Source organism: Rathayibacter tanaceti, from assembly GCF_009834165.1.
In the GTDB taxonomy this organism is placed as follows: Bacteria; Actinomycetota; Actinomycetes; order Actinomycetales; family Microbacteriaceae; genus Rathayibacter; species Rathayibacter tanaceti.
Genome location: NZ_CP047186.1, coordinates 298,272 through 318,725, shown reverse-complemented (window position 1 = coordinate 318,725; position 20,454 = coordinate 298,272). Strand labels below are relative to the sequence as shown.

The following is a 20,454-nucleotide window of genomic DNA, read 5'->3' as shown; positions in this document are numbered from 1 at the left end:
GGTTCTCCAGAGGTGGGCAGCGGGTCAAGCGGGGAGGTTGTTGGCTCGTCGGAGCTGACGATCGAAGACTCCGGCCGGCGCGAGTCGTCGCATCACGGCGACTCCAGCTGTGCGTCCGACCGGGTAGCGGAGCCTGGGTCGACGATCGGTCGCCGCAGCAACCACCTGGCGCGCGACGGCGGCCGGGGCGTCGCCCTCGCTGACCGCGCCTGCCATGTACTGCGCGAATCCCGCACGCCGCGCCTCGTAAGCGGGAATCGGCCGGTCGACCGGCAGGGCGTTCGCCTCGAAGGCGGTGCTTGTCCAGGCCGGCTCGACCAGCAGAACCCGGACGCCGTACTCGCGCAGCTCGTGATCGAGCGACTCGGAGTACCCCTCGATGGCGAACTTCGTCGAGGAGTAGATCGCCATGTAGGGCTGCGGCATCAGGCCGACGATCGAGGACAGGTTGACGATCCGCCCGCTCTGCTGTGCGCGCATGACGGGAAGGACAGCGTTCGTGACCCGGATCACGCCGAACACGTTGATGTCGAACACCTGCTGGGCCTGGGCCGTTGAGCTCTCCTCGGCTGCGCCGGCTGACCCGATCCCCGCGTTGTTCACCAGCAGATCGATCCTGCCGTGCTGCCGGGTCACCGCGGCGACGGCACGACGGACAGAGTCGTCGTCCGTCACGTCCAGGTCGATGAACGACGCACCGGACAGGGTCCTGGCTCGGCTCGCATCGCGACTCGTTCCGATGACGGTGAACCCGGCGTGGACGAGAGCCTCGGCCACCGATCTCCCGATGCCCGACGACGCTCCCGTGACCAGTGCGATCCTTCGTTCCTTCGACATGACTGTCTCCTTCAGCGTCGGGCCGACTCGTCGCGAGCCAGCCAGAATTCGGTAACTGTTACATGACAGTAGCGTTTTTTCCTTTAAACGCAACTTTGAATTTTCATCGAGGTGCTCAAATCGAGCAGTGGTGGTACGTTTGTCACCGCGCATCTCGGAGGGCGGTCATGGCGAAGACACTGCGAGCGGACGCGGAACGCAGCGTCCGGGCGATCCTCGAGGCAGCCGAACGGGTGCTGGCCGAGAACGAGAGCGCCACGGTGGAGCAGATCGCCGATGCCGCCGGCGTCACCCGGACGACGGTGCATCGCCGGTTCGCCAGCCGCCAGGCGATCATCGACGCCCTCGCGATCTCGGCCAAGCAGGACCTGGCGGATGCGATCGCGGCGGCGAGACCCGACGCCGCACCCGTCTACGTCGCGCTCCACCGCGTGACGGTCGCGGTCCTCGAGGTGAAGAGCCGGTGGCGGTACACGCTGGGCAATCCCCTGGCGGACACCAGTGCGGCGAAGGAGATCTGGGCGGGGATCAACGCCGGAACCCTCGCGCTGCTCACGCGAGCCGGGCAGGCCGGTCTCCTCGCTCCCGAAGCCGATCTGGAGTGGGCACGCCGGGTCTACTACGCGCTGCTGAAAGAGGCGATCGCCACGACCGATCGCTCGAGTACCACCGACCACGTCGCCCTCGCGACTCTGGTGCTGAACACTCTCCTCGAGGGGATCGGGCAGGGAAACCGCGCCGTCGATTCCTGAGCGGGCGGGCGGGTGCTCGAAGTCTCCTCCCCAGGCCGATGATCGTCCGGCCGTCCACCGATTCGCCCGTCTCCCGCCCGCGAAGCCCGCCCGGTGACCAGGCTCGTGCCATGCAGCAGTCGAATCAGATCCCTGGAGCGTCGAGCTCCTCGAGCGCCAACAGCGCCTCCCTGGCCCGGTCGAGCCGGACCGACTCGGGCTCGTCCCACCACACGGGTCCGCGCTCGCCGAGCCCGCGCTTGGCCAGCCCCACGCGCCTGCGGGCGAGAGCTTCCGCGTCGGCGTCGGAGTGCAGCCGCGCGGCACGGACACCGGAGCGGCCTCGACCGAGCTGCGAGGTCAGCGCAGCCACCAGCTCGGGCGGCAGCGAAGGGTCGGTGCGCCGCCAGCGCCGGCCCCCGACGACGAGCCAGCGCTCGTCCTCCGTCGCATCCGCCACCGCGTCATCACCGCCGGACGTTCGCGCGGTCGCCCGCGCTCGTGAGGTCGACGTCCTCGGGGAGGCGCAGAGCCTCGATCCGCCCCGTCGTCGCGAGGCGCAGCAGGAAATCGGCGAGTGCGCGCACATCGAGCGAGAAGAGCAGGCTCTCGCTCTGCGGCAGCTCGAACAGTCCCGCGTCGGCGATCTCCTGGTGCTGCCGACCCGTGGGCCGGGCATCGCTCCAGCACGACCTGTCCATCGGCCCAGGCTAGCGGTGCACCGCGGCTCCGCTGAGGGCGGCGCGGGCCCGCTGCGGCCCGGGCTCGCGAGTCAGGCTCCCGGCGAGCGCCACCAGCCTCTCGCGCGGCTCTCCAGCGAGCGTGAGCATCCGCTGCGCCGCACCGGCGAGCTCCTCGCCGGTCATGGCGTTCGGGTCGAGCACGGCGGCGAGCCCGGCGTCCTCGAGGGCTGCGGCACCGGCGAACTGGTCGGTCGAGAACGGCAGCACGACGAGTGGCACGCCGGCGGTCATCGCCTCCGTGACGCTGTTGTTGCCGCCGTGGCTGATGGCGAGGTCGGCGCGGCGGAGCAGCGTCACCTGCGGCAGGAACCCGCGCACGAGCCAGCCCGCCGGGACGTCGCCGAGTGCCGAGTGCTCCGTCGCTCCCGAGGCGAGGGCGACCCGCACGGGCCGGCCGTCGAGCTCGACGTCCGCGAGCGCCGCGACGACCCGGGCGAGCACGTCGTCGCGCACCGAGAGGAAGCTGCCGAAGCTCACGTAGACGAGCGGTCCGTCCGAGGACGCGAGCCACTCCTCCACCTCGGCATCGAGCGGCTCCTCGCGCACCGCGGAGCCGAGGAACGCGTGCGGAGGCAGCTGCGCCGTCCGAGCGGGGTCGTGCAGCTCCCCGGGATAGTTGAGCAGCAGCACGTCGCCGCTCTCGGCGAAGGCGTCAGCGCTGTGCGCGGCGGCAGGGTCGAGCGCGGCGAGGGCGCTGTTCCACTCGGCGGTGAAGGAGTCGCGCACGTCCTCGCAGAGGGCCCGCAGCGCGTCGAGATCGTCGGGCTCGGGCGCGAAGGCGTCGGGCCAGACGGGCGGGAACCCGTAGACCTCGCCAGGGGTGGTGAGGGCGCTCGGATGGCCGAGCACGACGTCCCCGTAGGGCACACGGAGTGCCCGCAGCGCGACGCGCGCCGTGAAGGCGAGGTGGTCGACCACGATCGCGTCCGGCTGCACCTCGTCGAGGATCTCCCGCAGCCGCACCGAGACTCCGGCCGGGTCCCAGAGCAGGTCCGTCATCCGTTCGCGCGCCTGGTAGGTCAGGGTCGGCACCATGCCGCGGCGAGTGGCATCGAAAAAGCCGCGGAGCGAGGCGCCCTCGTCGGGTGCCTGCTCCTCGGCGCGGATCGTGCCGGGGTTCGAGCCGCGGCCGAGGCGGAGTGCGATGTGCTCGAAGCCGAAGCCGTCCACGATCGAGCGTGTGGCCTCCCCCGTCGCGACGACGACGCGCTCTCCTGCCTGCTGCCAAGCGGTGCCGAGTGTCGCCAGAGGGAGCAGGTGCGAGGCGTAGTCCGGACTGACGATCAACAGGGTCATGAGGCCCCCAGGACCAGGCCCGAGCGGAGGGGGCGCTCCTGGTCCGCCGTCGCATGCGCGTAGACGCCCGCGAGGGCTCGTGCCATCGCCTGCACGGTGTACCGCTCGGCCACCATCGCGCGCCCCTGCGCGGCGGCACGCTCACGGAGGGGTCCGCCCGCGAGGTCGAGCGCATCGGCAGAAGCGGCGGCGAGCGCGGTGCGATCCGCGGTGTCCACGAGGAATCCGGTTTCGCCCTGCTCGACGTAGGTCGCCGGGCCACCGGTCGCCGGAGCGACGACGACGAGTCCGGCCGAGAGCGCCTCCAGAAGCGCGATGCCGAATTCCTCCTTGACGCTCGCGCAGACGTACGCTCCGCCCGCGGCGGCGAGCCCGGGCCGGCCGTGCCGGACCGCACCGAGCCAACGAGCCACCGTTCCGTTGGGGCGGTGGCCGGCCAGGAGGAGCCCGTCGCCCGCGACGGCGGCGACCCGGTCGAGCTGCTCGCGCTCGTCGGGGCTCGGGTCCGCGAGGTCGCCACCGACGAGGAGGAGGTTCGCCCGCGCGTGCAGAGCCGGATCCGCCGCCCACGCCTCCGCGAGCGCCGCCATGCCCTTGACCCGGTGCAGCCGGCCGACGCTGAGCAGCAGCGGAAGTCCGCGCCGCTCCTCGGGGAGTTCCGCGAGCACCCGGTCGAGGGCCGCGAGATCGCCGCCCTCGTCGACCGCGACCGGCTCGCCCGCGGCCGAGGCGCGCGCAGCCTCCTCGCCCCGCTCGACCAGGCCCACGTCGATTCCCTCGGGGACGATGGTGTGCCGCTCGGGGTGCGCGGTGATGTCCACGCCGAGCAGGTGCCGCGCCGTCTCGGCGAGCTGCTCGCGGGGGAAGAGCACTGTGTGCGCCGCGTCCGCCGCCAGGCGCTGCACGAGCCGCACGCGGAACCAGAAGTGCTCGCTCGCGTCGCGATCCCCGAAGTCGGCACGGGTGAGCGCTCCGGAGGCGTCCAGCCCGGCGATCAGCGCGTGCGGGTCGGGGGCGAGGGTGAACACGACGGGGATCTCGAGCTCGCGCGCGACCGCGGCGGCCGCGAGGGAGCCGACGTCGGCCATCCGCAGATGCAGCACGTCGACGCGACCGGCCGCGCGCAGGATGCGGCGGATCCCGCGCTCGGCCGAGACCCGGCGGCTCCAGGCCTGAGGCATAGAGACTGCCGGCCCGACGAAGGGCACCGGAGCGAAGGCATGCCCCGAGGAGGCGAGCTCGCCCAGCGCCCGCTCGGCCTCAGCGGGAGTGCCGCGCGAGAGCGTGAGCACGCGCTCGATCCCGGCCTGCTCGACGAGCGAGTCGCCGAGGCGGACGAGCAGGGTGGCGATGCCGCCGTTGTCGCCAGCGCCCACCCGGGTGAGCGTGCCGTCGATGTCCGCGTGGACGAAGAGCTGCGCGATCGTCGAGCCGGCGGCCACGGCAGGAGCAGGAGCGAGGTCGGTGAGTGCGAGGCGGGCGATCGGGCCGATCGGCGCCTCCTCCTCGGCGAGGCGGCTGAGCAGCAGCTCGGCGTCGTCGGATCCCCGCTCGCCCAGAGCATCGGTCGCCGCGGCCCGCGCCGGCACACCCTCACTGCGGTCAGCGGCGATCCGGAGGAGCGTGCGCTCGGCGATCGGCCCCGGCACGAGGCCGAGGGTCTCGACGTAGCGGCCGCGCGCCTCGGGGTCGACCTCGCCGATCAACGCGCCCTCGAGCGCGACGGCGAGGAGCTCGGGCGTCGACGACGCCCAGAGCAGAAGCGTGCGCTGCGCGAGCATCGCAGAGAATCCGCCCTCGCGGACCAGGCGCAGCAGCGGCTCCAGCGCCGCAGACCGCGGAAGACGGCCGCCGAACGCCCACGCGGCATGCTCGCGCAGGTACGGCCGCTCATCCTCGAGCAGCATCAGCAGTGCGAGGTCCGCCTCCTCGTCGAACACCTGCGCGAGCGAGTGCACCGCTGCGATCGCGGTCAACTGGTCCGAGGGGTCGATCGCCGCGCGGGTCAGCAGTCGCACGGCCCGGCCGCCGCCGTCGCTGACGGCCGCTACGGTGAGCTCGTCCGCGGCCCGGATCGCCTCCAGCAGCGTGGGAGCGGCGCGCACGGCGTCGAGAACGGTCTGCGTGGCCATGGATCACCTGGTCTGTCGGAGCGGAGAGTGCGGTGGAACGCGATCCCGAGCGCAGGAAGCGCACCGCATCCGAGCATGCCGTGCAGACAGCTGGGATTTCGCCTCTTGCATCAGAAGTCCTCCCGCGGTACGGCTCGCTGTCAAGGGGTCCTGCGGATCCGATTCCTGCGCAACGCGCGTACCGGACGACACACAGGGCCTCAGAAAGACGCGCCGGCGCTCAGGCCTCCCGGCCGATCCTGGGAACCGCCCGCACCGAGCTGGCCTCCATGGAGATCGAGATATATCGTGTCTCTCATCAACTCGCGTTATATCGCGTCGCGACGGTGCGCCCCCTCCGGGTGCAGAAGGAGGAATTCATGTCACTCGAGAAATGGCTCGTGCAGGCAGGTGAGACGAAGGTCATCGACCTCGACATCGTCCGCTCGATCACGATCGCGCTGGTCGGCGGGCAGATCGACGTCATCGCCCACGACGAACCCACGGCCCGCGTCGAGGTGCACAGCGTCGGCGGGCGGCCGCTCAAGGTCTCGATGGACGGCGACCGTCTCGAGATCGACCACATCCAGCTCCGCTGGGACACCATCGTCGACGTCGTGAAGGGACTCGGCCGCCGCGGGGACCGCGCCGACATCAGCCTCCTCGTCCCCCGAGGGGTCGCGCTGAAGTTCGACACCATCTCGGCCGACGGCCTCGTCTCCGGGCTCCACAGCGACGCCCGCATCTCGACGGTCGGCGGCGACATCGTCGTCGACGGCCTGCACGGCGATATCGACGTGAACACTGTCCACGGCGAGCTCTCGGTCCGCAGCCACACCGGCCGGGTCGCGGCCCGCACCGTGTCCGGAGACGTCACCGCGGCCGGAGCGCTGACCCGCTTCTCCGTCGACGGAGTGTCGGGCAACGTCTTCGTCGACGCCGACGGCGCCCCCGACGAGGTCCGGGCCAACACGGTCGGGGGCGACCTCACGGTCCGCATCGACGAGGGCCTCGGCGCCCGCTACCGGATCAACACGGTCTCTGGCACCCTCCAGCTCGACGGCTCGATCGTGAAGGGCACCTTCGGGCGCGGCTTCACCTCGACCACCGGCTCCCTCGACTCGAAGTGGGTCGACATCACCGCGAACTCCGTCTCGGGCGACGTCACCGTCGTCCGCCGCCCGGCCGCTCCGGCGACCGCCTCCGTGAACGAGGGCTGGGGATCACCCGACTCCGCCCCCTCCGACGAGCAGCGCCCGACCGACGGAGGTGCACTGTGAGCCCCGTCTTCGCGCACGGACGCCTGCGCCTCTACCTGCTCAGCCTCCTCGCCGAATCCCCCCGCCACGGCTACGAGCTGATCCAGGCGCTGAGCGAACGCTTCGGCGGCACGTACGCGCCCAGCGCCGGCACCGTGTACCCGCGTCTCGCCAAGCTCGAGGAGGAGGGTCTCGTCACGAAGGAGGCCGACGGCCGCAAGACCGTCTACTCCATCACCGACCAGGGCCGCGCCGAACTCGAGAACCGCGCCACCGACCTGGGCGACATCGAGGAGGAGCTCACCGACTCGGTGCGCCGCCTCGCCGACGAGGTCCGCCTGGGTGTCGCGGAGGCGATGAAGAGCCTCCGCGCCGACCTCGCGAGCGCCGCCCGAGACCCCCGCGGCTCGGCCTCCACCCCCCGACCGGAGCACTCGGCCGACGAACCGCGCGCGCAGGACACCGCCGCACCCGGGCAGCGCACGCCCGACGCGGCGACCGAGAACGCCCCCGCACCGACCGACGCGCGCACCGCCTCCCGGCTCGCACTGCGGGACGCCGAGGTGCTGCTCACGGAGTTCCGTGACGAGCTGCGGGCCGAGCTGCGCACGGCGTCGACGAAGGGCTCCGTGACGTCCGCGAGCGTCGACGCACTGCGCTCCGCGCTCGAGCAGGCTCGAACAGCGGTCCGCTCGACCCTGGGCTGATCCGGCCTCCGCCGGGAGCGCACGCCATCGCTCCCGGCGGAGCACCCACAGCCCCGCCCCTACCGGCGACCGACCGCGAGCGCTTCCTCCTCGACGTCGAGGAACGCGAGAGCACTCATCACCGCGGGCTCCTGGTACCGGCCCTCGGCGCGAGCGCGCAGCACCGCCTCCCGCTCGGCCGCGATCATCACGCGCCGCAGCCGGTTGTAGGCCTGGGGAAGCGGCTCCGCGCCCTCCTCCGCCGGAGGATGGGCGAGAGCATCCGCGAGGAACGTCGCGTTCCGGCGCAGCCGCTCCAGCACCCGCTCCTCGACCCCCTGCTGCGGTTCCTGGTCGAGCCGCGCCAGCCCGGCCTCCTGGGCCTCGGCGAGCAGCATCTGCTTCTCGACGTGCTCCTGCGCCTCGTTCGGCGACGGGAGCTTCAACGCGCGGATCAGCCGGGGCAGGGCGAGACCCTCGATCAGAGTGCCCGCCACCACCACGAAGGCGAGGAACTGGAGGAACGCGCGCTGCGGCGTCTCCTCGGGCAGGAGGAAGGCCGCCGCCAGAGTGACCACCCCGCGGATGCCTGCGAAGGAGACACCGATCGCGGTCGGCCAGGTCCAGCCCCGCTGCTGCAGCCTCCGTGGGCCGTGACGGAAGAGCAGCGTGGTCAGGCACATCCAGACCACCCGGCTCCCGATCAGCGCGGCGAGCACGGCGGCACCGATCCCGACCGTCTGCCAGACCCCGATCCCCGAGTCGGCCGTCGCCTCGACCACCGACGAGAGGCTCAGCCCGATGAAGAGGAACACCGCGTTCTCGAGCAGGAACTGGATCGTGCGCCAGTTCAGCGACTCCGCGATGCGCGCCTGCGCCGACTGGATCACCGGCGCACGGAAGCCCAGGTAGAGCCCGGCGACCACCACGGCGAGCACTCCCGAGCCGTGCAGCAGCTGCGCCGGGATGAAGGCGACGTAGGGAGTCACCAGCGACAGACTCGTGTCGAGCACCGGTGAGGACACCTGCTTGCGGACGACGCCGAGGAGCACGGCCACCGCGATGCCGACTCCACCGCCCACCGCCACGGCGAGCACGAAGTCGAGCGCGATCCGACCCGGCGTCACCGTGCTCACGAGGGCCAGGAGGGCGGCGTTCAGCGCCACCAGCGCCGTCGCATCGTTGAGCAGACTCTCGCCCTCGAGCACCGTCAGCATGCGGCGCGGCAAGCGGAGGCGTCCCGCGATCGCCGTCACCGCCACGGCGTCCGTCGGCGCGACGATCGCCCCGAAGGCGAGTGCCGCGGCGATCGTGATCGCCGGAACCACCATCCAGGCGACCGCTCCGACGATGAGCACCGTGAAGACCACCAGGCCCACCGAGAGCAGCAGGATGCTGTCGCCACGGGCGCGGACATCGAGCACCGAGGTGCGGATGGCCGCCGCGTAGAGCAGCGGCGGCAGGATCCCGAACAGCACCACGTCCGGCTCGACCACCACCTCCGGGATGCCCGGCACGAAGGAGGCGAGCGCACCGACGGCCACGAGCGCCACGGGCGCCGACCAGTCGACGCGGCCCGACACTCCCGTCACCAGCACGGTGACCACGACGAACGACACGATCCACACGATCGCGACGACGGGTTCCTCCATCGCGCCCCTCCTCCCGGGCGCAGCGCACCCCGCGCACCATTCTGGCCGCGTGCGGCGTCGGCGCCACCCTGCGAGGCCCGCATCAGCCGGCGCCCGGGAGCCCGCCCTCCTCGCGGAGCACCGGATTCCGCTCCGCCTACCGTCCGGCCTCGTGGATGTCGCGGGCCTTCGTCACGCGGGCCGGGTCGACGGGGTTCATCCCGAGCACGATCTTGCCGCGGGAGTGGCGCTTCTCGAGGTCGTTGAAAGCGTCCTGCACCTGGTCGAACGGGTAGAAGCCCGAGACCAGCACCCGCAGCTTCTGCTCGCCCACGAGTCCGACCAGCTCGCCGAGGATCTCGGTGTCGCGCCGCGCGGTCTCGGCGTCGGGCCAGACGGCGCGCAGCTCGATCTCCTTGCGGTCGTCGCTGGAGTGGAATCGGCCGTCTACGATGTCGAGCTCGGCGGCCAGCTCGGGGTTCGTGCCGCCGAAGTTGTCGAGGAACACGGTTGCTCCACCGGGCGCCGCGGCGCGGATGCGCTCGGCGATCCCGTCTCCGTAGACGATCGGCTTCACGCCGATCTGGCGGAGGTAGTCGAAGTTGCGCTCGCCGCAGGTGCCGATCACGGTTGCGCCGCGCAGTGTGGCGAGCTGGATCTCGAGACTGCCCACGCCTCCGGCCGCAGCCGAGACGACGACCGTGTCGCCGGCTCCGACGTGGGTCGCCTCGAGCGCGCGCCAGGCGGTCACGCCCGCCAGGAACAGAGCACCGCCGACCTCCCAGCTCACGGAGGCGGGCTTGGCCACCAGGTTCTCGCGCGGCACCACGACGTGGCTGGCGTGCGAGCCGACCAGTGCGTGGCCGACGACGTCGGTGCGCAGGCGGAGGTCGTCGACTCCCTCGCCGAGGCCGACGACGACGCCCGAGAAGTCGGTGCCCTGGCGCATCGGGAAGGCTGCGGAGTGGTCGGAGTCGAACTGCCCCTGCCGGATGAACGCCTCCATGTGGTTCACCCCCGCGGCGAGCACCTCGACGAGGACCTCCCCTCGGCCGGGCCGGGGGCGCTCGACCTCGACGATCTCGAGGACGTCCGCCCCGCCGAAGCGGGAGTACTGGACGATGCGGCTGGAGTGGGGGTTCAGGCGGGACATGGCCTCATCATCCGCCCCCGCCTCGGAATGCCGTGGCCCCCAAACGGGGACGTGCGACTCAGGGACCCTCGCTCGGGCAGTACAGCTGGGTGCGCGGGCCGGAGCGGTCGATCACGTGCTCGGACATCGCCCGGCCGCAGAGGGGGCAGGCCTGCCCGGCCGGCGCCTCCTGCGCGGGCTGGTCGTAAGGGCCGAGTGGAGGCGGGCCGATCCAGGGGAACAGGCGCGCGTTGAAGCGCTGGTAGAGGGAACCGGGCTTCTTCCGCGTCATATCGTTAGTGTACTAAGCATCAGGGCACGATGAGAGGATGGCGCCGTGGAACCCGACCCCCTCGCCCTGCAGAACCAGGTCTGCTTCTCCCTCGCGGTCGCGGCTCGCACCGTGATCGGCCTCTACCGCCCGGTGCTCGAGCCGCTCGGCCTCACCCACCCGCAGTACCTCGTGATGCTGGCGCTCTGGGAGCGCAGCCCGCGCTCGCTCGCCGACCTCGGCTCCGCCCTGCGCCTCGAGCCCGCCACCCTCAGCCCGCTGGTGAAGCGGCTGGAGGCGAGCGGCCACGTCACCCGAGCGCGCAGCGCCGACGACGAGCGCCGCCTCGACGTCGCCCTCACCGCCTCCGGAGCCGCGCTGCGCCAGCAGGCCCTGCGTGTGCCGCCGCAGATCGTCGAGCGCCTCGACCTGCCGCTGGACGAGCTGACGGCCCTGCGCGAGAACCTCACCCGCCTGATCGGAGCCGCGACCCGGCCCGCCGGCTGACGCGACTCGAGGGCCCCTCGGCGCACGGCCCCCGGAGCAGCCGCGACGCGACCTCGCGAAACTCCCGGTCACAGCGGGAGACCAGCCGCCGCTCGGACCGCGCCCGGCCGTCTTGACCTGCCCCCCGCACGGAGTAGTGTCGTCGCTCGTGACACACGAGGGTCCCCCGTCCGATCCGGCCGAACCGCCGAGCGACGCGACCGAGCTCCGCACCGCGAAGCACTTCTTCATCGGCGAGCCGCTCCCCAGCGACAAGCTCGAGGGACAGCTGCTGAAGAAGCGCCTGGCGCTCCCCATCTTCGCGAGCGACCCGCTCTCCTCCGTCGCCTACGCGCCCCAGGAGCTGCTGATGCTGCTCCTGCTGGGCGGCCTCTCGTTCCTCACTTTCGCGCCGTGGGTCGCGGCCTGCGTCGTCGTCGTCCTGGTCGTCGTGGTGCTCAGCTACCGCCAGCTGATCCGGGCGTACCCCTCGGGAGGCGGCGACTACGAGGTCGCGCGCACCAACCTCGGCGAGACGGCCGGCCTCACGGTCGCCTCCGCGCTGCTGGTCGACTACGTACTCACGGTCGCCGTCTCGGTCGCCTCCGGAGTCGACAACATCATCTCGGCGATCCCTGCGCTGGCGCCGCTGCGGGTCGAGCTCGCGCTCCTGTTCGTCGTGCTGCTGGCCGCCGTCAACCTGCGCGGCGTGGCGGAGTCGAGCAAGGCCTTCGCCGTGCCGACCTACCTCTTCGTCGGCAGCGTCTTCGTGATGGTCGTGGTGGGGCTCGGTCGCACCCTGCTCGGCGATGCGCCGGTCGCGGAGTCGGCGGGGTACGCCGTGCAGGGCGAGCAGCTCACGCAGGCCGCGGTCGTGCTCCTGCTGCTGCGCTCCTTCGCCAGCGGCTGCGCCGCGCTGACCGGCGTCGAGGCGATCTCGAACGGGGTGCCCGCGTTCCGCGCCCCGAAGATCAGGAACGCGCAGCTCACCCTCGTCGCGATGGGCTCGATCGCGATCACCCTTTTCGTCGGCGTCACCGCGCTCGCCCTGGTCTCGAACGTGCACTACGCCGAGAACGCGTGCCATCTCATCGGGTTCGCCGACTGCGCGACGACGCCGCAGCGCTCCGTCATCGCCCAGATCGCCGCGGCCACCTTCGGCAACAACACGGTCCTCTTCTTCGTCATCCAGGCCGCGACGGCCGCCGTCCTGCTCCTTGCCGCGAACACCGCGTTCAACGGATTCCCGCTGCTCGGCTCGGTGCTGGCGCGCGACGGCTACGCGCCCAAGTCGCTGAACACCCGCGGCGACCGCCTGATCTACTCCAACGGAGTGATCGTCCTCGCGCTCGTCGCCGCGATCATCCTGCTCGTCTACCAGGCGTCGCTGACCAGCCTCGTGCAGCTGTACATCATCGGCGTCTTCGTGTCGTTCACGCTCGGACAGTCGGGCATGGTGAGGCACTGGCTCCGGATGATCCGCTCGGGCGAGGGCTCGCGCACCGTGTACACGAGCCTGGGCATCAATCTCTTCGGCGCGACGATGACCTTCGCGGTCCTGGTGGTCGTGACGATCACGAAGTTCACCCACGGCGCCTGGCTCGTCTATCTGATCATGCCGATCCTGGGCATCCTGATGGCCGGCGTGTACCGCTACTACCGCGACGTCGAGAAGGAGATCGAGGTCGATCCGACCACGACCTTCGGCGCGAACCGCGACCACGCGATCGTGCTCGTGGGCCGGATGAACAAGCCCACCCTGAAGGCTCTCGACTACGCCATCGCCGCGCGGCACGAGACCCTGGAGGCGGTGCACTCCTCCGTCGACGACGCCCAGACCGAGCAGCTCAAGGCCGACTGGGCGCAGATGGACATCCAGGTGCCGCTGCGCTGCGTGGCCTCGCCGTACCGCGACATCTCGTACCCGCTGATCAAGTACATCAAGGCGCACCGGCTCGAGCACGGCTCCGAGATCACCACGGTCTACATGCCGCAGTACATCGTGGGGCACTGGTGGGAGGCGTTCCTGCACAACCACAAGTCGCGCCGGATCCGCCAGAAGCTGCTGCTGGTGCACGGCGTGACGGTGGCCCTGGTGCCCTGGCTGCTCGACTCCTCCGAGCTCATCTACGGACGACGCTCGCGGCCGATCCCCGGGCAGACCCGGCGCGGCGAGCCGGTGCGACCGGTGACGCGCAGGCCGATCCCGCCCGCGTCCTCCCTCCCCCAGGGCGCTGCCGGCGAGGGCGCACCGCGCATCAGCCCGCAGCGGCCCTCGGCCGCGGCCCGGCCACGCTCGAAGCGGCGCTGACGCCGGACCGCGCAGCCAGGAGCCGGGCGCGCGGAGGTGTCCTACGCGCGAACGGCTCGGCATGCACGAACAGGCACCGGCACGCACGAACAGGCAGGGGGCCCGCGGCGTGTGCCGCGAGCCCCCGGTTTCCCCTGTGCCTTCCCCCGAAGGCGGCCCGCCCCAACGGGCCGTCACCGACGCTAGAGGCGGGCTCTCCATCGGCGCATCCTCCTCGCGACGGATGCCCGCCACCGTTCAGCGGGGATCCGCACGGCTCGAGAACGATTCAGCGCGCCGCGCGCCCGACCGTGAGCCACCACACTCCGGCGACCGCGACGAGCGCGGCGACGCCTCCCGAGACGAGGAGGACGGCCGCCTGGACCACCTGGGCGCGGGATGCGCTGTCGAGCGGGTCGATCCCCTGGCCGACCAGCACGATCCCCGAGGGCACGACGGCCGCCGCGAAAACGACCGCGGCTGCCGCGATGCGCACCGGCTGCCTGCCGTCCGGCTCGAGCACCCGCGGACGCCGGCCGACGTACCAGACCACGGCGCCTATCCCCAGGCCGACCATCCCGAGCACCCCGCTGGCGTACTGCACCCACGCAGAGCCGACGAAGGGGCCGAGCTGATCGCGAAGCACCGGGATCGCCGAGACGAAGAAACCGCCGCGGTGGGTGAAGCCGTCCCAGAGCACATGACTGGCGGCTCCCAGCACCACCCCCGCGGCGGCGAGGACGAGCGCCTCGACCCGGGCGCGGGCACCCCGCGGCGGCGAGCGGCGCGGGCGGAGGCGGGACCGTACGATCCCGGGCGAGAGGTCGCGCCAGGCAGGGGCGATGAGGGACACCCACAGAACGAGACCGAGCAGACCGAGCAGCAGGTCGACGGTGACGACGCCGACGAGCGAGTGCGTCGACTGCCGGCCGACCAGCCCCGGGAGGTACATCCCGATGTCGGGCACCATCGCGCCGATGGCCACGGCGGCGACGGGGATCCGCCCGTTCGAGAACGCGAGCGCGACGACGGCGTGGCTCAGCGTGAAAGGCATGTCGGCACGCTATCCCGCCGGCATCGGCGCGCGTCGGCCGGTCGCGAAACGTCGGTCAAGGGCCCGTCAGGGGGCGGAGTCGGCACGCTCCGATTCCGGCCGGGGCTTCTCCTCCCGGCGGGAGGCGGTGCCGGCCATCCCGAGGAACACGATCCCCAGTGCCAGGAACGCCGGCCAGATCGCCGTGCCTGCGCCGGCGAAGCACATCCCGGCCACGAGGAAGAGCCCGCCCGCGATCCAGTTCCCTCGGCGGGCGGCCTCCTCGACGGGGGTCCGACCCGCTGTTCCGGCGTTCTGCGCGCCGCTGTCGTCTGCCTGCACCATCCGACGACTCTAGGTGAGGCGCCCGGCCCGCCGCCTCCCCGTCGCAGCGGAGGCGGGCGCTCGGAGAGCTCTGAGCGCGGCGACCGTAGAATCGCACGGAAGTCCGGCCCTCCGGGCCCAGAAGCGACGGATCGGAGCGGATGTGCGGAAGGCGTTCGCGATCCTCCGCCTGGCCCTCGCCGGGCTCGGCGCGATCGGACTGGTGGGCGACTTCTTCTACACGCTCGGGTTCCGCGCGTTCCAGATCGACAACTTCTTCGCCTACTTCACCACCCAGTCGAACATGGCCGGAGTCGTCGTGCTCGGCCTCTCGGGGCTGGTCGCCCTGACGCGCGAGGAGGAGCCGCGCCGGCTCAGCACCGTCAGGGCGCTCGTGCTGACGTACATGGTGGTCTCGGGCATCGTGTTCGCGCTGATCGCGGTCGAGGCGAACAATCGCGGTGTCCGCGTCGACGTGCCCTGGTCGAGCGCTCTGCTGCACTTCGTGATCCCGAGTCTGGCGCTCCTCGACTGGGTCCTCGGGCCGGGCCGACGCCCGGTGGCCTGGCGCGGAACGCTGACCGTGCTGGGTTTCCCGATCGTCTGGGGCGTGCTCACCCTGGTGCGGGGCGCCCTGATCGGCTGGTACCCCTACTTCTTCCTCGATCCGGCGCAGGTCGCCGGCCCGGTGATGTTCGTGCTCTACGACGTCATCGTCCTGAGCCTGATCTCGGGGATCGCCGCCGTCGTCCTGGCGCTGAGCCGGGTGCGGCCGCTCGGCGCGGCGCCTGCGGCGGAGTGGCGCGGCCCGCTGGCCCGGCTCCGCGAGCTGGTCAGCCGGCGGCGAAGGGCTCGAGCGCCGACTGCGCCACGGTGAGCAGCTCGTCGTCGCTCAGCTCCTGCAGCGACAGGGCCTGATCGGCGCCGACGAGGCCGACAAGCACTGCCTGGCCGGTGGACGGCTCCAGGTTGAGCCACTCGGTGATGCCCGCCTCCGAGCCGACGAGCGACCAGCGCGCGGGGGCGGAGGTGTCCCAGAACGGCTCGTCGAAGCGCAGCCAGAGAGTGTCGACGACGCCGGAGCCGAGGGCCGCGATGGCGGCGCGGTGCGCGAACGGCAGCGGCGGATCGAACATGAGGGCGTCGGTCTGCAGGACGCCGATCGGCACGGTGACCAGCACGCGGTCGGCGGTGAACGACTCCCCGGTGCCCAGCCGGATGCTGGTGCCCGTCTCGGTGTAGCCGATGCCGCTGACCACGGCGCGCAGCGAGACCTCGACGTCGGCGAGCAGCGTGTCGACGAGCGGAGCGAGCCCATCGGTCAGCAGAGCGTCGTCCGCGGAGGAGCCCTCCGACTCCTCGGCGGTCGACGCGGCGGAGGCGTCGCCCAGCCCGTACCAGGACGAGAGCTCTTCGGGCGCGGCGCCTGTGCGCAGCGCCGCGCCGCCTGCGAGGTGGGCGGCGACCCGGGCGGCGTCGCCGTCTCCGGAGCCGGCCTCCGCCTCTGCCGGATCGGGGGCGCCGGAACCGGCGAACGACTCGGCGAGGGAGAGGTCCTCCGGCTGCTCGGCACCCCACTGCAGCGCGCGGGTGAGGGCGTCGGCGCCCGTGGAGCCGGTGTCGAGGATGCTGCCGTCGGTGCCGGTCGAACGGACGGCGACCAGGTCGACGACCGTCGTCTCGATGCCCGCGTCGGCGACGCTCTCGCGCAGCGCTGCTCCCGCGCCGGTCAGAGCCCAGGCGCCGGTCTCGACAGCGATCGGCCAGCCGTCCGGAGTCGAACCGGCGATCCGCCCGCCGGTGCGCTCGCGCGCGTCCACCACGGTGACGTCGTAGCCCGCGTCGACGAGGCGGCGGGCGGCGACGGCCCCCGCGAGCCCGGCCCCGACGATCGCGACGCGGTCGCCCGGGTCGGCGACGGCCGAGATCTCTGCGGCGGCGCGGACGCCGGAGTTCCACGCGCCCTGCAGCGTGCCGGGAGCCTCGGTGTCGGTGGCCTCGCCCGCGAAGAAGAGCCGGTCGAGCACGGCGGTCCCGAGGTCGCCGCGGTGCTCGGCTGTCGCGCCGACGGGGAGGTAGGACACCGAGCCGAGCGCGTACGGGTCCTGCCCCCAGTCGGAGCGGACGAAGGCGGCGGGCGAGGGCACGGAAGTGGTGCTCGGCGTGGGGACGGGGGCCTTGGTGACCGAGCGGGTCGGGGTCGGACGCGAGGGCGTGCAGCCTGCGAGGGCCAGGAGGCCGACCCCCGAGGCGGCTCCCGAGAGGAAGAGGCGGCGTCCGATCGTCATCCCGGCCATCCTACGTTCTCGCCCGTCGTGAAGGGGCGGCCTCGTCGCCGGACCGAGCCGCGCGACAGCGGGGCGAGATCGCGCCATCCCCCTCTGCGACCAGACCGGGCAGTGCGACGGCCCCGCTCCTCCCCCGGGCGGGCTCGAGCCGCCGAAGGCAAGGCCGCGCGGGCCGGGGTGACGAGTGGTAGGACTAAGGGCATGAGCAACGACATCCGCGAACTCTCCGAGGGCGAGAGCTACCTCGCCTTCTTCCAGGGCGGGCCGTTCGACGGCCAGACCGAGAACCGTGTCAGCACCGAAGGGGGCTACGAGAAGGAGGTCGACGTCTACGCGGCCGTCGACGGCCAGGAGACGCACCTCGTCTACACCGCCGTCGGCGCGAAGGAGGTCGGCGAAGCGGTCCACGTGACCTATTCGATCGACTCCCCCGACTCCGACCCGATCGACGACCCGGAGGACCGCGGCGGCGGATTCCAGTAGCCCCACGACGTCTCAGATGCCGCTCCGGCGTCGCGCTCCGCGCGGCCGGGGCGGCATCTGCGTGTGAGGACGCGCCACCTTCGATGGAGGGCACCTCCGCCTTCTAGGCTGATGCTCGCTCACGCTGCGGCGGATCCGCTTCCGCCGCCGTCCTCCGGCCTCCGCCGCCGTCCTCCGGGAGCCGCCGAGTTGTCCGATCCGCTGTTCCACCCCATGCCCCTGCGCGGTGCCCCGGCGCACGAGTGGCTGCGCGAGCGGGGCGGTCACACCGACGCGGATCCCGCCTTCGCGCTGGTCGGCCAGGAGGCTCAGGTCGAGGGAGTGCAGCTCCGACGTATCTGGCACACGGCCGGTTCGGTGCACTTCGAGTCCGACGTCTGGTCCGACCCGGATGTCGTCTCGCTCCTGCTCCCCCTCCAGGGCGCCTTCACCATCGCGCGGAGGGACGCCAGGGCGATCGTCGGACGCGGCTGCTTCGCCGCGCTGCCCGCGGGCGCCGCCGCCACCATCAGCACCAGCTCGCCGACAGCGCGCCTCACCCTGCTGACGCGGCCCAGCGGAGGCATCCCCCCGCTCGTCGGACTCGTCGTGTCCACCTCCCCCGCCGTTCCCGTCCTCATCGCCGCGGCCAACGCGGTCCTCGATGCGCGGCTCTCGGCGGGTGATCCCGCCATCGACGGTCTGCGGACCGCACTGCAAGGGCTCGCCGCCGCCGTCCTCTCCGGCTGAACGCCGAGGCTGCCACTGGACTGGCTGAACGGCCGCGCGTGCAGCGTCAGGACAGCCGAGCGACGACCGCGCGCGCGATGCGGCGGCCCGAGCGGTTGGCTCCGATCGTCGAGGCGGTCGGGCCGTAGCCGGCGAAGAAGACCCGCGGGTCGGTGAGGGAGGCGCCGTCGGCGACGGCGATCCCGCCCTCGCGCTCGCGCAGTCCGAGCGGAGCCAGGTGCCGCAGCTCGGGACGGAACCCGGTCGCCCAGATGATCGCATCGGCGCGGGTGAAGGAGCCGTCCGGCCAGCGGACCCCGTCCTCCTCGATCGACGAGAACATTCCGCGCTCACGCAGCAACCCGCGCTCGATGCCCGCGACGACGCGACGGGTGCGCTGCACGCCCGTTCCGCCGACGATGCTCGGGAGGGGCAGACCGGCTCGGGCGGCGCGGTCCTGCTCGGCCACCGCCTCCACCGCGGACTCCATCACGAGCTGCTCGCCGTCGTGGTAGACGACCGGCCGGCGAGTGGCCCAGGTGAGCGACCGGGCCACCCTCTCGAGCTCCAGCAGGAAGCCGATGGCCGAGGTACCGCCGCCGACCACGAGCACCTGCTGACCCGCGAAGTCCTCGGCGCGGACGTACTCGGACGTGCCGATCTGCACACCGCGGAACCGGTCGCGACCCGGGTAGTGCGGAACGAACGGCGATCCCCACGTGCCCGTGGCGTTGACCAGGAGTCGCGTCCGCTCGAGCGCGCGGTCGGATTCGACGAGGAGCGGAGAGCCCGTGTCGCCCGATGTCGCACTGGTGACGCGCCGCACCGCCTCGGGTCGGCGGACCTCGAGTCCGAGCTGCTCCTCGTAGCTGCCGTAGTACTCGCGGACGACGTCGCGTGCAGGCCGTCTCCGGTCGGCCGACGCGAACGACAGGCCGAGGCGCTCCATGCCCGGCAGATCGTGCACCCGGTGCGCGGAGCCGAGACGCAGCGCCTCCCAGCGGAACTGCCAGGCACCGCCGGGCTCGGGGCCCCGATCGAGGATCACCAGGTCGCGACCGGGAACCAGGCCGAGACGCTGCAGGTAGTAGGCCACGGAGAGTCCGGCCTGACCGGCTCCGACCACCACGACAGCCCGCGAGTCGAGCGCACTGTCCACGGTGCTCCTGACGCAGTCGGGGAGGGGCGGCCCTCGGGCGGTCCGCGGCCCGGGGTGGCGTGTGCCCCGTCTGCTAAACTACCGCGTAGATTTCAACTTTCCCTGTCTGCTTTTTTCCCCAGCCGGCTCACTGCCCGTCTGGCCTGTCATCGTGAGGGGGTCACCCATGGGGCGCGGCCGTCAGAAGGCGAAGAACACGAAGATCGCCCGTGAGCTGAAGTCGTTCAGCCCGGCGGTCGATTACAGCGCGCTCGAGCGCGAACTCAGCCACCCGGACGAGCCGGACTACTCCAAGTGGATCGACGCCGAGGACGAGGGCGACGACACCGACCTCGTCGAGGAGCCGCACCAGAAGCGTGCGTGACCCCTCCGTCCCGTCGGGGCCGTCCGCATCGGACGGCCCCGACGTGCGTGACGGCGCCATCCGGCAGCTGTCGACGCGTGTCGCGTACGAGACCCCGTCGATCCGGGTCCGCGAGGACGAGGTGCTGTGGCCGAACGGCGACCGCGGGGTCTACTCCGTCGTCGAGCGCGACGACTACGCCCTCGTGCTCCCCCGTGAGCGCGGCGGCTTCTGGCTCGTCGAGCAGTTCCGCTACCCCGTCGGACGCCGCGCCTGGGAGTTCCCGGCCGGAGCCTGGCCGCACGGCTCGGCCGGCGGAACCTCCGAGGCCCTGGCGCGCGCCGAGCTGCGCGAGGAGACGGGGCTGCGCGCCGGGCGGTTGACGCACCTCGGCCGACTCGCCGAGGCCTACGGCTTCGTGGCGAAGTCGGTCGACGTGTTCCTCGCCGAGGAGCTCGCGCACGGCGCGCACGAGCGCGAGGCGACCGAGCAAGACATGCGCCAGCAGTGGTTCTCGGATGACGAGGTCGCGGCGATGGTTCGCTCCGGCGCGATCGTCGAGACCGCCGCACTGGCCGCGCTCACCCTGTTCTGGGTGGAGCGGGCCGCGACCCTGTAAGCACGTCCGGAGGGATTACTCCAC

Annotated in this window: 22 protein-coding genes; 10 read left to right on the top strand and 12 right to left on the bottom strand. The window is 72.2% G+C overall.

The window, feature by feature from the left end:
• Nucleotides 1-24: 24 nt before the first annotated feature.
• Nucleotides 25-837 (bottom strand): oxidoreductase, encoded by an 813-nt coding sequence (locus GSU10_RS01455; RefSeq protein WP_132505426.1) that lies wholly within the window; start codon nt 835-837, stop codon nt 25-27.
• Between the two features lie 167 nt (nt 838-1,004).
• Here GSU10_RS01455 and GSU10_RS01450 point away from each other — a divergent pair, with 167 nt between their 5' ends.
• A complete protein-coding gene (locus tag GSU10_RS01450; protein ID WP_068208607.1) occupies nt 1,005-1,589 on the top strand; it encodes a TetR/AcrR family transcriptional regulator in 585 nt (194 codons plus the stop codon).
• A gap of 124 nt (nt 1,590-1,713) precedes the next feature.
• On the opposite strand, the gene GSU10_RS01445 is transcribed toward GSU10_RS01450, so the two are convergent.
• Genes GSU10_RS01445 through GSU10_RS01430 form a run of 4 tightly spaced genes read right to left on the bottom strand, consistent with a single transcriptional unit; the run spans nt 1,714 to nt 5,739 of the window.
• Nucleotides 1,714-2,028, bottom strand: coding sequence for a biopolymer transporter Tol (locus GSU10_RS01445; RefSeq protein WP_068208611.1), 315 nt, complete (start codon nt 2,026-2,028; stop codon nt 1,714-1,716).
• 7 nt (nt 2,029-2,035) lie between these two features.
• Entirely contained in the window at nt 2,036-2,269 is a 234-nt protein-coding gene (locus tag GSU10_RS01440) for a hypothetical protein (RefSeq protein WP_068208614.1), read from the bottom strand.
• Nucleotides 2,270-2,278: 9 nt separating this feature from the next.
• Nucleotides 2,279-3,607: a glycosyltransferase gene (locus GSU10_RS01435; RefSeq protein WP_132505429.1), complete on the bottom strand. Its 1,329-nt coding sequence runs from the start codon at nt 3,605-3,607 to the stop codon at nt 2,279-2,281.
• Nucleotides 3,604-5,739, bottom strand: coding sequence for a glycosyltransferase (locus GSU10_RS01430; protein WP_132505432.1), 2,136 nt, complete (start codon nt 5,737-5,739; stop codon nt 3,604-3,606). The genes GSU10_RS01435 and GSU10_RS01430 overlap by 4 nt, the downstream gene beginning before the upstream one ends.
• 359 nt (nt 5,740-6,098) lie before the next feature.
• Here GSU10_RS01430 and GSU10_RS01425 point away from each other — a divergent pair, with 359 nt between their 5' ends.
• The gene (locus GSU10_RS01425) at nt 6,099-6,998 is read left to right on the top strand and encodes a DUF4097 family beta strand repeat-containing protein (RefSeq protein ID WP_068212332.1); all 900 of its coding nucleotides are present in this window, start codon (nt 6,099-6,101) and stop codon (nt 6,996-6,998) included.
• Nucleotides 6,995-7,684, top strand: a complete 690-nt coding sequence (locus GSU10_RS01420) for a PadR family transcriptional regulator (protein WP_068212330.1) — start codon at nt 6,995-6,997, stop codon at nt 7,682-7,684. Before GSU10_RS01425 ends, GSU10_RS01420 begins: the two co-directional genes overlap by 4 nt.
• A gap of 59 nt (nt 7,685-7,743) precedes the next feature.
• On the opposite strand, the gene GSU10_RS01415 is transcribed toward GSU10_RS01420, so the two are convergent.
• From GSU10_RS01415 to GSU10_RS01405, 3 genes are all read right to left on the bottom strand, one after another.
• Nucleotides 7,744-9,315, bottom strand: coding sequence for a cation:proton antiporter (locus GSU10_RS01415; RefSeq protein WP_068212327.1), 1,572 nt, complete (start codon nt 9,313-9,315; stop codon nt 7,744-7,746).
• 136 nt (nt 9,316-9,451) lie between these two features.
• Nucleotides 9,452-10,447, bottom strand: a complete 996-nt coding sequence (locus tag GSU10_RS01410) for an NADP-dependent oxidoreductase (protein ID WP_068212326.1) — start codon at nt 10,445-10,447, stop codon at nt 9,452-9,454.
• A gap of 58 nt (nt 10,448-10,505) precedes the next feature.
• A complete protein-coding gene (locus tag GSU10_RS01405) occupies nt 10,506-10,718 on the bottom strand; it encodes a hypothetical protein (protein WP_068212325.1) in 213 nt (70 codons plus the stop codon).
• A 45-nt stretch (nt 10,719-10,763) separates the two neighbouring features.
• On the opposite strand from GSU10_RS01405, the gene GSU10_RS01400 reads away from it, so the two are divergent.
• Together GSU10_RS01400 and GSU10_RS01395 are read left to right on the top strand one after the other, a co-directional pair.
• A complete protein-coding gene (locus GSU10_RS01400) occupies nt 10,764-11,204 on the top strand; it encodes a MarR family winged helix-turn-helix transcriptional regulator (RefSeq protein WP_068212324.1) in 441 nt (146 codons plus the stop codon).
• Nucleotides 11,205-11,352: 148 nt separating this feature from the next.
• Nucleotides 11,353-13,494 carry an APC family permease gene (locus tag GSU10_RS01395; RefSeq protein WP_413784037.1) on the top strand — a complete coding sequence of 714 codons (2,142 nt, stop codon included), beginning with the start codon at nt 11,353-11,355 and terminating at the stop codon, nt 13,492-13,494.
• Between the two features lie 268 nt (nt 13,495-13,762).
• Here the strand turns inward: GSU10_RS01395 and GSU10_RS01390 are convergent, their stop codons facing one another.
• Both GSU10_RS01390 and GSU10_RS01385 read right to left on the bottom strand, forming a co-directional pair.
• Nucleotides 13,763-14,527, bottom strand: coding sequence for a DUF4184 family protein (locus tag GSU10_RS01390; RefSeq protein WP_132505434.1), 765 nt, complete (start codon nt 14,525-14,527; stop codon nt 13,763-13,765).
• A 66-nt stretch (nt 14,528-14,593) separates the two neighbouring features.
• Entirely contained in the window at nt 14,594-14,851 is a 258-nt protein-coding gene (locus GSU10_RS01385) for a hypothetical protein (RefSeq protein WP_068213756.1), read from the bottom strand.
• A gap of 142 nt (nt 14,852-14,993) precedes the next feature.
• On the opposite strand from GSU10_RS01385, the gene GSU10_RS01380 reads away from it, so the two are divergent.
• Nucleotides 14,994-15,707 (top strand): Pr6Pr family membrane protein, encoded by a 714-nt coding sequence (locus GSU10_RS01380; protein ID WP_132505437.1) that lies wholly within the window; start codon nt 14,994-14,996, stop codon nt 15,705-15,707.
• Here GSU10_RS01380 and GSU10_RS01375 read toward each other — a convergent pair.
• A complete protein-coding gene (locus GSU10_RS01375; RefSeq protein ID WP_158286126.1) occupies nt 15,664-17,118 on the bottom strand; it encodes an NAD(P)/FAD-dependent oxidoreductase in 1,455 nt (484 codons plus the stop codon). The two genes, GSU10_RS01380 and GSU10_RS01375, sit on opposite strands and share 44 nt — an antisense overlap.
• 201 nt (nt 17,119-17,319) lie before the next feature.
• Between GSU10_RS01375 and GSU10_RS01370 the strand changes: the two genes are divergently transcribed.
• Together GSU10_RS01370 and GSU10_RS01365 are read left to right on the top strand one after the other, a co-directional pair.
• Complete coding sequence (locus GSU10_RS01370) at nt 17,320-17,601, top strand: hypothetical protein (protein ID WP_068210605.1); 282 nt, start codon at nt 17,320-17,322, stop codon at nt 17,599-17,601.
• A 111-nt stretch (nt 17,602-17,712) separates the two neighbouring features.
• A complete protein-coding gene (locus GSU10_RS01365) occupies nt 17,713-18,330 on the top strand; it encodes a hypothetical protein (protein ID WP_068210602.1) in 618 nt (205 codons plus the stop codon).
• A 46-nt stretch (nt 18,331-18,376) separates the two neighbouring features.
• On the opposite strand, the gene GSU10_RS01360 is transcribed toward GSU10_RS01365, so the two are convergent.
• A complete protein-coding gene (locus GSU10_RS01360; RefSeq protein ID WP_068210598.1) occupies nt 18,377-19,468 on the bottom strand; it encodes an FAD-dependent oxidoreductase in 1,092 nt (363 codons plus the stop codon).
• Between the two features lie 166 nt (nt 19,469-19,634).
• Here GSU10_RS01360 and GSU10_RS01355 point away from each other — a divergent pair, with 166 nt between their 5' ends.
• Together GSU10_RS01355 and GSU10_RS01350 are read left to right on the top strand one after the other, a co-directional pair.
• The gene (locus GSU10_RS01355; RefSeq protein WP_068210595.1) at nt 19,635-19,832 is read left to right on the top strand and encodes a DUF3073 domain-containing protein; all 198 of its coding nucleotides are present in this window, start codon (nt 19,635-19,637) and stop codon (nt 19,830-19,832) included.
• Nucleotides 19,825-20,430, top strand: coding sequence for an NUDIX domain-containing protein (locus GSU10_RS01350; protein WP_201787588.1), 606 nt, complete (start codon nt 19,825-19,827; stop codon nt 20,428-20,430). The genes GSU10_RS01355 and GSU10_RS01350 overlap by 8 nt, the downstream gene beginning before the upstream one ends.
• The last annotated feature ends 24 nt before the right edge of the window (nt 20,431-20,454 follow it).

What these genes read in the sequence shown, in the direction of transcription:
- GSU10_RS01455 (WP_132505426.1), bottom strand. Translation starts at nt 837, where the DNA reads ATGTCGAAGGAACGAAGGATCGCACTGGTCACGGGAGCGTCGTCGGGC.
- GSU10_RS01450 (WP_068208607.1), top strand. Translation starts at nt 1,005, where the DNA reads ATGGCGAAGACACTGCGAGCGGACGCGGAACGCAGCGTCCGGGCGATC.
- GSU10_RS01440 (WP_068208614.1), bottom strand. Translation starts at nt 2,269, where the DNA reads ATGGACAGGTCGTGCTGGAGCGATGCCCGGCCCACGGGTCGGCAGCAC.
- GSU10_RS01435 (WP_132505429.1), bottom strand. Translation starts at nt 3,607, where the DNA reads ATGACCCTGTTGATCGTCAGTCCGGACTACGCCTCGCACCTGCTCCCT.
- GSU10_RS01430 (WP_132505432.1), bottom strand. Translation starts at nt 5,739, where the DNA reads ATGGCCACGCAGACCGTTCTCGACGCCGTGCGCGCCGCTCCCACGCTG.
- GSU10_RS01425 (WP_068212332.1), top strand. Translation starts at nt 6,099, where the DNA reads ATGTCACTCGAGAAATGGCTCGTGCAGGCAGGTGAGACGAAGGTCATC.
- GSU10_RS01415 (WP_068212327.1), bottom strand. Translation starts at nt 9,315, where the DNA reads ATGGAGGAACCCGTCGTCGCGATCGTGTGGATCGTGTCGTTCGTCGTG.
- GSU10_RS01410 (WP_068212326.1), bottom strand. Translation starts at nt 10,447, where the DNA reads ATGTCCCGCCTGAACCCCCACTCCAGCCGCATCGTCCAGTACTCCCGC.
- GSU10_RS01405 (WP_068212325.1), bottom strand. Translation starts at nt 10,718, where the DNA reads ATGACGCGGAAGAAGCCCGGTTCCCTCTACCAGCGCTTCAACGCGCGC.
- GSU10_RS01390 (WP_132505434.1), bottom strand. Translation starts at nt 14,527, where the DNA reads ATGCCTTTCACGCTGAGCCACGCCGTCGTCGCGCTCGCGTTCTCGAAC.
- GSU10_RS01385 (WP_068213756.1), bottom strand. Translation starts at nt 14,851, where the DNA reads ATGGTGCAGGCAGACGACAGCGGCGCGCAGAACGCCGGAACAGCGGGT.
- GSU10_RS01375 (WP_158286126.1), bottom strand. Translation starts at nt 17,118, where the DNA reads ATGACGATCGGACGCCGCCTCTTCCTCTCGGGAGCCGCCTCGGGGGTC.
- GSU10_RS01370 (WP_068210605.1), top strand. Translation starts at nt 17,320, where the DNA reads ATGAGCAACGACATCCGCGAACTCTCCGAGGGCGAGAGCTACCTCGCC.
- GSU10_RS01365 (WP_068210602.1), top strand. Translation starts at nt 17,713, where the DNA reads ATGCTCGCTCACGCTGCGGCGGATCCGCTTCCGCCGCCGTCCTCCGGC.
- GSU10_RS01355 (WP_068210595.1), top strand. Translation starts at nt 19,635, where the DNA reads ATGGGGCGCGGCCGTCAGAAGGCGAAGAACACGAAGATCGCCCGTGAG.